The sequence below is a fragment of the Rhodococcus sp. NPDC056506 genome (assembly GCF_042794945.1).
Classification (GTDB): Bacteria; Actinomycetota; Actinomycetes; order Mycobacteriales; family Mycobacteriaceae; genus Rhodococcus_F.
Genome location: NZ_JBHTSW010000002.1, coordinates 179,772 through 193,321, shown reverse-complemented (window position 1 = coordinate 193,321; position 13,550 = coordinate 179,772). Strand labels below are relative to the sequence as shown.

The window sequence follows — 13,550 nt, the reverse complement described above, 5'->3', positions numbered from 1 at the left end:
TTTCAGATGCGTTCGATGATGGTGGCGTTGGCCATGCCGGCGCCCTCGCACATGGTCTGCAGACCGTAGCGTCCCCCGGTGGCCTCGAGGTGGTTGACCATCGTGGTCAGCAGGCGTGTACCCGAGGACCCCAAGGCGTGGCCGAGAGCAATGGCGCCGCCCCACGGATTGAGCTTTGCCGGGTCGGCACCGAACTCGTGAGCCCAGGCGAGCGGCACGGGAGCAAACGCCTCGTTGACCTCGTACGTGTCGATGTCGTCGATGCTCAGGCCGGCGCGAGCGAGCACCTTGTGGGTCGCCGGGATGGGCGCGGTGAGCATGAAGATCGGGTCGTCGCCCGCGACGGAGAAGGAATGGAAGCGTGCTCGCGGGGTCAGCCCCAACTTCGACGCCATTTCTTCGCTCATGATCAGTGCCGCGGATGCACCGTCGGTGAGCGGCGACGAGTTACCGGGAGTGATCGACCACTGTGCCTCAGGGAAACGCTGCGCGTACTTCTCCGAGTAGAACGACGGCTTCAAGCCGGCGAGACCCTCGGCGGTAGTGGACGCGCGAACCGTCTCGTCGACGGTGTGCGAGACGGTCTCACCGGCGGCATCGATCACCGAGATCGGCAGGATCTCCTTGTCGAAGAGCCCCTTCGCCGCTGCCTCCGCTGCCCGCTGGTGGGACTGCGCAGCGAATGCGTCGAGAGCCTCGCGGTCGAACTTCCACTTCGCGGCGATCAACTCCGCGGAGATGCCCTGATTGACCAGGCCTTCGGGGTAGCGAGCCGCGACGCCCGGACCGGAAGCGTCCTTCCCCATCGTCGTAGTGCCCATCGGGACACGACTCATCGACTCGACACCTGCCGCGATCACGATGTCGTATGCACCGGCGATCACGCCCTGCGCGGCAAAGTGCGCAGCCTGCTGACTTGATCCGCACTGGCGATCGATCGTGGTGGCGGGTACCGACTCGGGGAATCCGGCCGAGAGGACCGCGCTGCGGGTGATGTTGAGAGCCTGCTCACCGGCCTGTCCGACGCAACCGCCGATAACGTCGTCCACCAGGGCGGGGTCCAGGCCGTTTCGATCGACGATGGAACGTAGAACATGGGCCATCAGTTCGACAGGGTGCGTCCCGGACAGTGCTCCGCCCGGCTTGCCCTTGCCTGATGCGATCCGGACTACATCGACGATCACTGCCTTGGTCATCTTCGTTCCCTTCGAGGACGTGTACTGCTGGGGCGGTCCGGCACCCGAGTTTCGTGGCGCCGAGCGCCGGACCGAGATCGAGGGAGCACCCTGACTTAGCGCTCGCTAAAGGATTACCATCGACGCAACCCGCGCGTCAAGAGGAGCTGCCGGGCTTCGAATCAGATGCTCACCAACGACCGTTCACACGATCAGTAACCTCGTCGGGCCTCAGCCAACCGTTAGTACTTTCGAATGATAGGTTTTCAATCTTCGCCCGAAATGTCCGGAATCGGATAACCTTCCGCCACAAGCAATCCAAGCCACATGGGGATTCGGGACGTGGCACCAATCGATGACAAACCGCAGGGGGACTGACCGGGAGGTTGAGCGTGGACCTGCGATACGTTGCCTTCACTCGTGCCGACTCGCATTTCTACGACCGAATCAGAACGGTGATTCGACCTGACACACCGACTGACCAGCACTTTGTCCCCGCAAAGTCGGTGGAGTGGTCACTCTGGCGGCGCGGTCCCCAAAGCGGACCGTGGAACTACTTCCAACCGCCTGGAAATCCGCTGCCCGAACAGGGATGGAAGATCCACTGCTCCGCTACCCAGGCGAACGCACAGGAGTTGCTCGATACCGTTTCCGCGTATTGCGGCCACAATCTGGTGCCGTTCAAATTTCTTCGGACGGCGACAGACCTCATGTTGTCCAACAGCAAGCAGGCCAATCGAACTTCCAGCGGAAAATTCATCACGATCTATCCGCCGGATGGTGTTGCCACACAACGTGTCATCACCGAACTGGACGGGCTTGTCGCGGGTGCCGACGGACCCTACATCCTCAGCGATGTGCGCTGGAACCGTGGACCGCTCTACCTACGATACGGCGCGTACCTGCCCATGCAGACCTACGATTCGTTCGGCGATCGTGTCCCGGCAATTCGGCGTCCTGACGGATCGCTCGAACCAGATCTGCGCGGCACTTCCTTCAGGACTCCCGACTGGGTACAAATCCCGGACTTTGTTCGTGCACAACAAGACAAACTCAAATCACCAGGTGAGTTCCCCTTCTCGATTCGAGAAGCCCTGCACTTCAGCAACAGTGGAGGAATCTACTCTGCGTTCGACAGCAACGGCGTCAATCTGGTCATCAAAGAAGGCCGTCCCTTTACCGCCCCGGACGCCAACGGCCGGTACGCAATCGACCGGATCCGTAACGAGTACGACAAATTGACTCACCTGGCCGACAACCCGTACCCACCTTCTGCGATCAGCTTGTTCGAGCGCGAGGGACATCACTTCCTTGTCACCGAGCGCGCTCCCGGCACTCCCCTGAATCAGGAAATTGCGCTCCGCTACCCACTGATACGCGCGGACCAGACACTCGGTTCCCGAACGGAATACAGAACCTGGGCACTCGAAATTGCACAACAGTTGACCACCGCGGTCGAGAGCTTCCACAACGCCGGAATCGTTCACGCCGATCTACACCCTGGCAACGTCATGTGCTCACCGTCCGGTATTCGGATCATCGACTTCGAGATGGCCCACAACATCGACGAGCATCCGCCCCGGTCCACCGGAGCTCCCGGATACACCGCACCTCGACAGTTGACAGGAATCGAGGCGGATCGATACTCCTTGGGATGCATCGAGCTGGGACTCTTTGTCCCACTTACTACATTGTTCCCTCTCGATTGCAACAAGATCCCCGAACTCATCGACTATGCGGTGTCTCGATTCGATCTTCCTCGTGCCTTCCGTGCCTCGCTCTACTCGATGCTCGACGTACTCCCGCCGGAACCGGAGAATCGCCCGCATCGTTGGGACACGTCGTCGAACGAAACCTTGCAACGCACGGCCGCTCTATTGCGCTGCGGCATCCTCGCCTCGCTTGATCTCGCCCGCGCTGATCGACTCTTTCCCGGCGACATCGCCCAGTTCGAGGTGAACGGCTACGGCATTGCGCACGGCTCGTGCGGAAACCTGCTCGCCGATGATCTTCCCACCGACACCTTGGAGTCAGTCCTGGAATGGACTGAACATCAGGTTGATTCGGATACGCAACCACAGTTCGGTTTCTTCGACGGGCTGGCGGGTGCGGTGCACACCTTTCGGCATCACGGGCGACATTCGACTGCCGACAGATGGGTCGAGACTTTGTGTCGAGCCCCACTCGACGAGCTCGACTCCAGCCTCTTCAGCGGCCTTTCCGGAATCGGTTGCCTACTACTCGAGGAATCGGTTTCACGACCGATCGTGTCACCCACTCTCGCCGTCGTGACTGAAACTCTGAGCGAACGAATTTCAGCTGCTCGCGCGCATGTCCGCGTCGCCGACGGGCCGCCTTGGGCAGTGGCCGGCCGAGGTGGGTTGATGCGGGGACCGAGCGGACAAGCGCTGTTCTGGACTCGCCACTACGAACTGAGCGGTGATCCTCGATCGCTGGAACACGCACGCCAGCTCGTCGACATCGATCTGTCGGTGATGTCGATGTGCCCTGACGGGTCGATGCAGCTGCGAGAGGAGCGCCGGACAATGCCGTATCTCGGATCGGGATCGGTCGGTGTGGGCCTGGTACTTCTACAACTTCTGCGCCATGTCGACGAACCGCGCTACGCAGCTGCGGTGCGTGCGATATCCCGCGCCGCCACAGTCGAATTCACTGCCCAAGCGGGGCTGGTCAACGGTCGAGCTGGATTGATTCTCTTTCTGGTCGAGCTCTCCAAGACCCCCTATGCCGACTCCGATTACGAAAGCGCATTGGTCCAACAGTTGGGACTTCTAGGCCTTCACTCCGTCAATCACCAAGGAAGCCTGCACTTTCCAGGCGAGCAAAACCTGAGACTGTCGACAGATTGGGCAACCGGATCTGCAGGAATACTGGCATTGCTCCGACATGCCGGATCGTCAACTGCCCGGCAGTCGTTTCCACTGATGTGCGCGTCGAACTGCCACATCTCCTAATTGTTCGGAAGAAATCACCCCCGGAAGATTGGAGCACAGAAGTATCAGGCCAAAAACCTGAAATGAAATCAGCACCGCAAGAAAATTCGATCGATCAAATCCATCGGTAAACATGCCGATCAACAAAGGAAATGACAATGGACGCTATTCTCTCCCTTCAGGATCTGTCAGTCGCCGCCGGCAACGTCGGAGATGCCGGCCAACTCGAGCAGAACGCGGCAATCAGTTCGCTCAGTTTCTTCTGCCTCTGACCTCCGGCCGATACCTCGGACAAAGGTCCGGGGTATCGGCTTTTGAAATCCATGCGAATTACCAAACGAACAGTATTGTTTGATCATGAGACGCATCAACACATCACCGAGCCGCATACGCCGATGATTTACGCGACCTGGCGGCAATGCCGAGGGCAGATCGTATGGTCATTGGCGGTAATCTTTCTCCTGATCCTGACCGTCGCAATTTCAGGGTGGTTCGTTCAGCGTTCAGGCGAGAGTTGGGTTTTCGGAGAAATCTGCTCACGCTGGTACGACGGAGGTGGCGGTTGCCGCGCCGACACCGCTCTCACCTTGACGACGCTTCTCGCACTCCTGCTTCCCTTCGCCTCAGGAATGCTGGTCGGCGTCACCACGTTCGCCCGAGACTTCGAGCAAGGCCCCGAAAACCTCGATTTTCTCGAGTCCACCAGCCTTGTTCGATGGTATTTCTTGCGGGTCCTGGTGGTCTTCGTTCCCATCACGCTGGGGCTGGCAGTCCTGGGCCTGGTGCTCGGCTGGACCCATTCGCTGGGCCGGGGAGCAACCGCAACAGATGAAATGACCTCGTTCTCGTTGATGGAGTTCCCCAATTTTCACACGACGGGAATCGTCCTCGGCGCCTACACCTTTGTCGCCATGGTCACCGGCAGCGCGGCCGCATTGCTCGTACGCAACACCGTCGTCGCGATGGTCACGACTCTTCTCGTGTTCTTGATCGTGCCCGTCGCGTTGAGCGCAATGGTCCGCGAGCATTACTCGGCTCCCGACATCGAAGTCCAACCCATCGACGGACGGGCACGTGCCGCAGAATACGCACCGTCTCCGTACCAAAATCTCGACTCGAGGTGGGTCATCGGTGCCGGCTTCGCCGATATGGACAGCAACATGATCGACGCCGACTACTCAGTGTGCAGGGCCTCGGATACTTCCGATCAAAAGCAGCAAGACCGCGAGATCGACGACTGCCTTCGAGAACAGGGAATCGATCACTACGCCGTGGCCTATCACCCGCAGAGTCGGTACTGGCAATTTCAGTTCATCGAGACTGCCGTGATGCTGTTGTGCTCCGGGTTGATGGTGGCGCTCGCACTCGTCGGCGCACGTGGACTACGTCGGCAACCCGCCCACAACCGAATGTCTGAAATGTCGAAATCGATTTGATAGCAGCCATTTTCGATCCACATTCCCTTGTGTTCGAAACTTTGTTCGATTAAACTTTCGGCATGGACAGTCGGGAAGCGTGGCAGCTGGATGGCGAGGACCTCAAGAGTGAGGTTCTGGATCTGGTGCGCGTCCGGCACGAATTGCAGTCGCGGATGGTGTTGTTGATCGTGGAGATGTTTTCCCGGGAGACTGTGGTCGGGAAGGGTTTTCGGGCGATCGCGCAGTGGTTGCACGGTTCGACGAATTTGGAGATCGGTGAGTGCAGTCTGTTGGTCAGTCTGGCGCGGTTGCTGTTGCTCGAACCTGTTGTCGCCGATGCTTTTCACCGTGGTGACGTGGATGCGTTGAAGGCCCGTCAGGTGGCGTCGTTTTGTCAGCATCCACCCAAGAACATGACCCCGGCGGACGTCGACAAGGCCCGCAGGATCCTGCTTGATCTGGCCTCGAAGAACATTGCCGATTGTGATGCGGTGCGGGCGGCGATCCGGCGGATCGAGAAGCAGTACGGAAAACGCGAAGACGGCGTCCCGGTCGGGGAGGATTCGGAGCGCAACGAGTTCTACGCCTCGAAAGGCCTGTACGGGCGCGTGTCAGTGAAGGGTGATCTGGATGCGGTCAACGGTGCCCGTCTGATCACGTTGTTGTCGAGTCTGTCGGCGCCGACGCCGGAGAAGGACGGCGTCAAAGACACCCGCACTCCGGCGCTGCGACGGGCGGACGGGTTTTGCGAGTTGTTGCGGCGGTACGAGCGGGCGGGGTTGGGTCCGATCGAGGGTGGGGTGAAACCGCACATCACGGTGACTGCGTCGGCGAAAGACATGACCGACCTCAAAGCCTTGAAGGATCTGTTGCCCTCCACGGAGGAGTTGGGGTTTGCGTGGACGGATTGGGTGGGACCGATCAGCATCGACACCGCCCGGATGTTGGCTTGTGATTGCTCGGTCACCCGGATTCTGTTGGATGAGAACGGTGTTCCGCTCGACTGCGGTAAGGAAGCGAGAACCGCGACGGTACCCCAACGGCGCGCGTTGGCCGTCCGGGATGGTGGGTGCGCGTTTCCGGGGTGCGGGACTCCATCGGGGTGGTGCGATGCTCATCATATTGTTCACTGGAACGATGGTGGCCCAACAGATCTCGACAATCTGATCTTGTTGTGCGGTCATCATCATCGGACGATGCACCACACCGAATGGCGGGTCGAGATCGGCCCCGACCGAAAAACAGTGTTCTATCCACCGATGTCGATTGATCCGTATCAGCATCCGATCGGCGGGAACAGCCCACCGACAGCGGCGTGAATCGCGACAATCGAACACATCAGCACCGGGGCATCACCATGCCCCGGTGCTCGACGTACGTTCAGGTCAGATCCCGGCCCTGCGCACGAGAGCGTCAGTAGCAGAAGGGGATACAACATCGATCGCCCGGAGAAGCCCCGCGTATCGCGGATACATCTCGGCGGGGCGAGTATTGATCGCCCGCAAGATCCACGACGCAGCTTGATCGGCTGTCAGCGCCGGCTGGCTCACGTAATCTGCCGTCGGCGCGATCATCGGTGTTCGTATGAGCGGGAATTGCACTGTCGTGACATCGACACCGGTGCCGTGACACTCCGCTCCGAGGCTTCGGCCGAAGGCACTGAGCGCAGACTTCGACGCGTGATAGGCGCTGAACCTGGGCATCACCCCGGCAGTAACTCCCCAGGTTCCGACGTTGATGATGTGTCCGGATTTCGCCTCGAGCATCGCGGGCAGCAGACGCAGCGTCAGTCGTGTAGGTCCGAAATAGTTCAGTGCCATGGTGCGCTCGTAGTCGTGGAATCGGTCGACCGAATCCAACGCGGTACGCCGGATCGAGCGACCCGCATTGTTGACGAGTATGTCGACCGACCCGAATCGATCGGCGATGGTCTCCGCGAGTTCGTCCACCGCTTCCCCTCGAGAGAGGTCCGCAGGCACGATATGCGCCCACCCTCCCTGGCGGTGGATCGCGTCCCGCACGTGTTCGAGGTTTTCCTCACCACGCGCGACCAGGATCATCTCGGCTCCTCGCCGGGCCAAGAGGTGGGCGGTCGCCTCACCGATCCCCGAGGAGGCTCCCGTCAGAACGATTGTCTTGTCGGAGAGCGTGACGCCACGCGACGGAACAAGTGAGCGCAGACGCGTCGGCGGACTCAATGCGAGATTGCTGAGAATCGATCTGATCACGTCGGCCTCGGTTCGATCTTCGCGTGCGATTCGGTGCGAACCCGTCCCTGAACAGCCCACTTCGGACGCACCGCGGAAATTACTCAAAAGTAAGTTATGGCGCCGTTTCGACCGTGTCAAGAATTCGTCGAGATCCAGGAGTATCTGCCACTAGCTTTTCCTGATACCTCGGGTTACATTAAATCCAGACCGAGTGCCAGCGATCACACAACCGGCCCTCGATTCCACCGAATACCGCGAGAAACACCAGCGGTGACCGAAACGAAGAGGAGACGCCATGACGCTCACATCGCCGCTCGACAAGCGCGCAGAAGCATCCGACGACTCGTACAACGAGACGCTTCGACTCCTGTCCGAGGGCTCGGTGCACAAGCACTTCGACCCGTACCTCGACATCGACTGGGATTCCCCCGAGTTCGCCGTCGTCCCGAACGATCGCCGCTGGATCCTCCCGGCCGAGACGGACCCGCTGGGTGCACACCCCTGGTACCAGGCGCAGTCCGAGGCCAAGCAGATCGAAATCGGCATGTGGCGCCAGGCCAACGTCGCGAAGGTCGGTCTCCAGTTCGAGAACATCCTGATCCGCGGCATGATGCAGTACGTCTTCTCGCTGCCCAACGATTCGGCCGAGGCACGCTACTGCACGCACGAGTCCGTCGAAGAGTGCAACCACACGATGATGTTCCAGGAGATGGTCAACCGCATCGGTGCCGACGCTCCGGGCATGAGCCGTCCGATGAAGATGCTTGCACCCTTCATCCCCCTCGCCGCGGGTCCGTTCCCCGAACTGTTCTTCGTCGGTGTCCTCGCCGGTGAAGAGCCGATCGACCACATCCAGAAGAGCATCCTGCGCGCCGGCGGCCAGATCCACCCGATCATGCAGTCGGTCATGGCCATCCACGTGGCCGAGGAAGCGCGCCACATCTCGTTCGCGCACAAGCTTCTGAGCCGTCGCATCCCGCTGATGTCACGCCCGAACCGGTTTGTCCTCTCGCTGCTGTTCCCGATCGTCATGCGCATTCTCTGTGACGCCATCGTCATCCCGCCGAAGTCGTTCTGGAAGCAGTTCGACATCCCGAAGTCCGTGAAGAAGGACCTGTTCTGGGATCTGCCAGAATCGCGTCAGACCCTGCGCAACTACTTCGGTGACGTCCGCATGCTGGCCACCGACACCGGACTGATGAACCGTGCCTCGCGCTTGGTGTGGAAGGCCTGCAAGATGGACGGCCGGGCATCACGCTTCCGTAGCGAACCTCACCGCAGCTCGCACAACGCCGCCGCGTAGCTCCCGGACAGTCGAGATCGGACTCATAGCGCCATGCCACACGTAGTCACGCAGTCCTGTTGCAGCGACGCCTCGTGCGTCTACGCCTGCCCGGTCAACTGCATCCATCCGACGCCGGACGAGCCGGACTTCCTCACCGCCGAGATGCTGCACATCGATCCGCAGGCCTGCGTCGACTGCGGGGCATGTGTCTCGGCCTGCCCGGTCGATGCCATCGTCCCCGAATCGAAGCTGACCGACCCGCAGCGAGTGTTCCTGTCCATCAATGCGGACTTCTACAAGGAAGAGCGGCCTCGGCCACTTCTCGCCAAGGTCATCCCGGCAGCCCATGTCGACAAGGGCCGCCCGCCGTTGCGAGTGGCGATCGTCGGTTCCGGCCCGTCGGCGATGTACGCCGCGGACGAGTTGCTGACGCAGCCCGATGTGCAGGTCAACGTCTTCGATCGCCTTCCGGTCCCGTACGGCTTGGTCAGAGCCGGCGTTGCTCCGGATCATCAGAAGACCAAGCAGGTCACCCGCCTGTTCGACAAGATCGCCGCGCAAAAGGGTTTCGAGTTCTACCTCAACGTCGAGATCGGCAAGCACATCTCGCACAGCGAACTGCTCGAAAATCACCATGCGGTGCTCTACGCAGTCGGCGCATCGTCCGACCGTGGTCTCGGCATTCCGGGTGCTGATCTGCGTGGCACGGCTTCGGCCACGGACTTCGTGGCCTGGTACAACGGCCACCCTGATCACGCAGACGACGTCTTCGACCTCTCGCATCGCCGCGCGGTCATCATCGGAAACGGAAACGTCGCCCTCGACGTCGCTCGCATCCTGACGGCCGATCCCGAGAAGTTGGCGGGTACCGACATCTCCGCTCACGCACTCGCCGCTCTGCGGAAGAGTCGTGTCGAAGAAGTTGTCATCGTGGGTCGCCGCGGAATCGCGCAGTCAGCGTTCACAGTTCCCGAGTTCACCGGTCTGATGGCACTGCCGGACATCGAACTGTCCGTCGGACCCGACGACATGGTTCTCGACTCGGCAACCGAAGAACTGGCAAAACGCGGCGAGCTTCCACACGCCGTCGAGCAGAAGTTGCGTCTACTCGAAGCCCTGAAAAACCGCGATCACGTCGACGTCGGCAACAAGCGCATCACGTTGCGCTACCTGCTCACGCCGACGTCTATCACCGGCGACGACCAGGTCAGTGGAATCGAATTCGCTCGCAACGCCCTGGTCGACGTCAACGGAACCGTGCAGATCGAGGCGACCGGCGATACCGAGACCATCGACGCCGGGCTCGTTCTCACCTCGATCGGCTACCGCGGAGTGCCCATCGCCGGCGTCCCGTTCGACGAGCGTGGTTCGGTCATTCCGAACGAGCGCGGCCGCGTCCTCGAGGCTCCGAACGGTGATCCCGCCACCGGCGTCTACGCAACCGGATGGATCAAGCGTGGACCGAGTGGGTTCATCGGCACCAACAAGTCCTGTGCGCAGGAAACCATCAGGATGCTCGTCGACGACTTCAACGACGGCCGCTTGACCAACCCTGTCGCCGACGACTCCGCCGTCGATCGTCTGGTCCGAGCTCGGCAGTCCGACGTTGTCGACCGCGAGGGTTGGCACTCCATCGACAAGGCAGAGTTGGAACGCGGCGCTGCCCACGATCGCGTCCGCGAGAAGATTCTCGATCAAGGCGAGGTCACGTCGATCCTCCAAGCCGCAGCTCGGGTGAAGCCGGCCCGTCGATTCGGTCGACCCGTTCGCGCTCGCTGATCCACCACAGGTAAACAGCTACTTTCACGCACACAGCCCCGCCTGCAGACTCGTCTGCCCGGCGGGGCTGTCTGCGTTGAGCCGGGCGTCCCACTCAGCGAAAATTTTTGCCCGTCAGCGGCGGAAATCGTGTAATACTGCAACCTGTTCCAGTAAGCGGCACAGCGGGCCACGATCTCAGGATCAGGCGCGCCAACCAGATGAGGATTGCATGAGCGAGACTGCAACGCCGGCGCCGAACGGGAGTGTGACACCTGCAGTAGAGGGTTGGTTCACCACCGGCGACGAACCTGCTCTGATCGGCACGAAGTGCCAATCCTGCGGCACCATTTCCTTCCCTCGTGAGGCGACGTTCTGCAAGAACCCGAGCTGCTTCAGCGAGGAGTTCGACGACGTGGAACTTTCCCGCCGCGGCACCGTCTGGTCGTACACCGACGCGCAGTACCAGCCGCCACCGCCGTACATCCCGCGCTCGGATCCGTACGAGCCCTTCGCTCTGGCAGCAGTCGAGCTGCCTGAGGGCATCGTCATCCTCGGCCAGGTGGCCGACGGTTACGGCGTCGACGATCTCAAGGTCGGCAATACCGTCGAATTGGTTGTCGAGCCGCTGTACACGGACGAAACCGGAGTTCGTACGACGTGGCGCTGGAAGCCTGTCGCCGCCGATCAGGAGTCGCAGTCATGAGCAAGGACGTCGCAGTACTGGGTGTGGGCATGCACCCCTGGGGCAAGTGGGGCCAGTCGTTCGTGAAGTACGGCGTCGCCGCCGCTCGCGCCGCGCTCGCCGATTCGGGTGTCGACTGGCAGGACGTCGACTTCATCGTCGGCGGCGAGACCGTCCGCAACGGGTACGGCGGATACGTCGCCGGAGCCACGTTCGCCCAGGCACTCGGCTGGAACGGCGCTCGCGTCGCCACGTCGTACGCCGCGTGTGCGACGGGGGCCCAGGCACTCGACACTGCGCGCGCTCGAATCCTGGCCGGCCTCAGTGAGGTTGCCTTGGTCGTCGGCGCCGACACCACGCCCAAGGGTTTCCTCGCTCCCGTTGCCGGTGAGCGTTGGGACGACCCGGACTGGCTGCGCTTCCGCCTCATGGGCATGACCAACCCGGCGTACTTCGCGCTCAACGCGCGTCGTCGCATCGACCTCTACGGCGCAACCGCTGAGGACTTCGCCAACGTGAAGGTCAAGAACGCCAAGCACGGGCTGGCCAATCCGAATGCGCGCTACCGCAAGGAAGTCACCGTCGAAAACGTGTTGGCCTCCCCCGTCGTGTCCAATCCCCTGCACCTGCTCGACATCTGCGCAACTTCTGACGGTGGCGCCGCAATCTTGCTGACGTCGATGGAATACGCCCGCAAGATGGGTATCGCGGAACCTGTTCGAATCAAGGCTATTTCGACAGTCACGCCGACGTTCCCGCAGACGATCATGGACATGCCGAACTTCTCCACCGATTCCAGCTCCGCCGTCCCCGCTCCGGAGCGCACGTTCAAGGAGTCCATCGGCTACGCCGCATACGAAGAAGCCGGGATCTCTCCCGAGGACGTCGACGTCGCCGAGGTTTACGACCTCGCCACCTCGGTGGAACTGGACTGGATCGAAGACCTCGCCCTGTGCAAGCGCGGCGAGGCCGAGCACCTACTGCGTGCGGGTGACACCAGCATCGGGGGCCGCATCCCGGTCAATCCGTCCGGCGGTCTCGCATGCTTCGGCGAAGCCGTTCCCGCACAGGCACTTGCGCAGGTGTGCGAGCTCACTTGGCAGCTTCGTGGACAGGCCGAAGGCCGTCAGGTCGAAGGCGCTCGCATCGGTATCACCGCCAACCAGGGCCTGTTCGGCCACGGCTCCTCGGTGATCGTTTCCGCCTGACCCTGTTCTGCTTTCGTGGCGGTCGCTCACTCAACCGTGAGCTGCCGCCACGATCACGTCTGCCACTGCCCCTGGCTGTGAAACCAGCGATGCGTGCGAGGTCGGGAGTTCGCTGGTGCTCGCGCCCATGCGATTTGCCATGAACCGCTGCGCTGTCGGCGGAATCACGCGATCGTCACCGGCGACCAAATACCAGCTCGGTGTGTTCGCCCACGATGGCGCACCACCCGGTTCCAGATTTGCCCACAGCGCGATCGACTTCTGATGCGCCAACATCGTTGCCGCTGTTTCGTCCGAAACATCTTGAGCGAAGACCGAATGGAAATACTCGTCGGTGACGTAGCCGTCGACGTTCTTGCCGCCGATCGCGTGAGGATCGTCCACGATCTTCAATCCCAACGCCGGAGGCAGCAATTGACTGCCCGGGAACCTGATGGGATCGATCGTGATCTGCACCGGCTCACCCTGAACCGGAGCAAACGCCGCGATGTACACCAACGACTGAACCTTCGGGTCGTGGACATTGGTGATCACCGCGCCGCCGTACGAGTGGCCGACGAGCACGACAGGCCCGTCGATATCCGCAACCGTCTTCTCGATCACGGATGCGTCGTAAGCGGGCCCGCGTAGAGGATTGTCCGGCACCACGACGCGATAGCCACGCGAACGGAGGTCGGCGGCAACGCCGTCCCAACTGGTCGCGTCGGCAAAGGCGCCGTGAACGAGAACGACAGTTGGCATGGGGCTTGCCACCGCGGCACCAGAGCCGAAGATCAGTCCGGCCGCAACTGTCATGAGCAACGCCAGAACTGCTGTGAATACACGTGAGATCTTCATGCGTTTCCTTCACTCTCGTC

The 13,550-nt window shown here is 61.4% G+C and carries 10 protein-coding genes; 7 read left to right on the top strand and 3 right to left on the bottom strand.

Going from position 1 to position 13,550, the window contains the following annotated elements:
* Positions 1 to 2 precede the first annotated feature (2 nt).
* Entirely contained in the window at positions 3 to 1,196 is a 1,194-nt protein-coding gene (locus tag ACFQ6H_RS03105) for a thiolase family protein (protein WP_378530624.1), read from the bottom strand.
* Between the two features lie 371 nt (positions 1,197 to 1,567).
* Here ACFQ6H_RS03105 and lanKC point away from each other — a divergent pair, with 371 nt between their 5' ends.
* The 3 genes from lanKC to ACFQ6H_RS03090 all read left to right on the top strand — a co-directional run bounded on the left by lanKC (position 1,568) and on the right by ACFQ6H_RS03090 (position 6,866).
* On the top strand, positions 1,568 to 4,150 hold the full coding sequence (gene lanKC, locus ACFQ6H_RS03100) for a class III lanthionine synthetase LanKC (RefSeq protein ID WP_378530622.1): 2,583 nt from the start codon (positions 1,568 to 1,570) through the stop codon (positions 4,148 to 4,150).
* Positions 4,151 to 4,572: 422 nt separating this feature from the next.
* Positions 4,573 to 5,565 carry a hypothetical protein gene (locus ACFQ6H_RS03095; protein WP_378643795.1) on the top strand — a complete coding sequence of 331 codons (993 nt, stop codon included), beginning with the start codon at positions 4,573 to 4,575 and terminating at the stop codon, positions 5,563 to 5,565.
* Between the two features lie 62 nt (positions 5,566 to 5,627).
* Positions 5,628 to 6,866 carry a DUF222 domain-containing protein gene (locus ACFQ6H_RS03090; protein WP_378643792.1) on the top strand — a complete coding sequence of 413 codons (1,239 nt, stop codon included), beginning with the start codon at positions 5,628 to 5,630 and terminating at the stop codon, positions 6,864 to 6,866.
* Between the two features lie 66 nt (positions 6,867 to 6,932).
* Here ACFQ6H_RS03090 and ACFQ6H_RS03085 read toward each other — a convergent pair whose 3' ends face one another.
* Positions 6,933 to 7,775, bottom strand: a complete 843-nt coding sequence (locus ACFQ6H_RS03085; protein WP_378643791.1) for an SDR family oxidoreductase — start codon at positions 7,773 to 7,775, stop codon at positions 6,933 to 6,935.
* Between the two features lie 277 nt (positions 7,776 to 8,052).
* Between ACFQ6H_RS03085 and ACFQ6H_RS03080 the strand changes: the two genes are divergently transcribed.
* From ACFQ6H_RS03080 to ACFQ6H_RS03065, 4 genes are all read left to right on the top strand, one after another.
* Positions 8,053 to 9,060, top strand: coding sequence for a diiron oxygenase (locus ACFQ6H_RS03080; protein WP_214880718.1), 1,008 nt, complete (start codon positions 8,053 to 8,055; stop codon positions 9,058 to 9,060).
* 33 nt (positions 9,061 to 9,093) lie between these two features.
* Positions 9,094 to 10,821, top strand: a complete 1,728-nt coding sequence (locus ACFQ6H_RS03075; RefSeq protein ID WP_378643790.1) for an FAD-dependent oxidoreductase — start codon at positions 9,094 to 9,096, stop codon at positions 10,819 to 10,821.
* A gap of 211 nt (positions 10,822 to 11,032) precedes the next feature.
* Positions 11,033 to 11,506: a Zn-ribbon domain-containing OB-fold protein gene (locus ACFQ6H_RS03070; protein ID WP_378447555.1), complete on the top strand. Its 474-nt coding sequence runs from the start codon at positions 11,033 to 11,035 to the stop codon at positions 11,504 to 11,506.
* A complete protein-coding gene (locus ACFQ6H_RS03065; protein WP_378643789.1) occupies positions 11,503 to 12,693 on the top strand; it encodes a lipid-transfer protein in 1,191 nt (396 codons plus the stop codon). The genes ACFQ6H_RS03070 and ACFQ6H_RS03065 overlap by 4 nt, the downstream gene beginning before the upstream one ends.
* A 30-nt stretch (positions 12,694 to 12,723) precedes the next feature.
* On the opposite strand, the gene ACFQ6H_RS03060 is transcribed toward ACFQ6H_RS03065, so the two are convergent.
* Entirely contained in the window at positions 12,724 to 13,530 is an 807-nt protein-coding gene (locus ACFQ6H_RS03060; protein WP_378643786.1) for an alpha/beta fold hydrolase, read from the bottom strand.
* Positions 13,531 to 13,550: the final 20 nt, after the last annotated feature.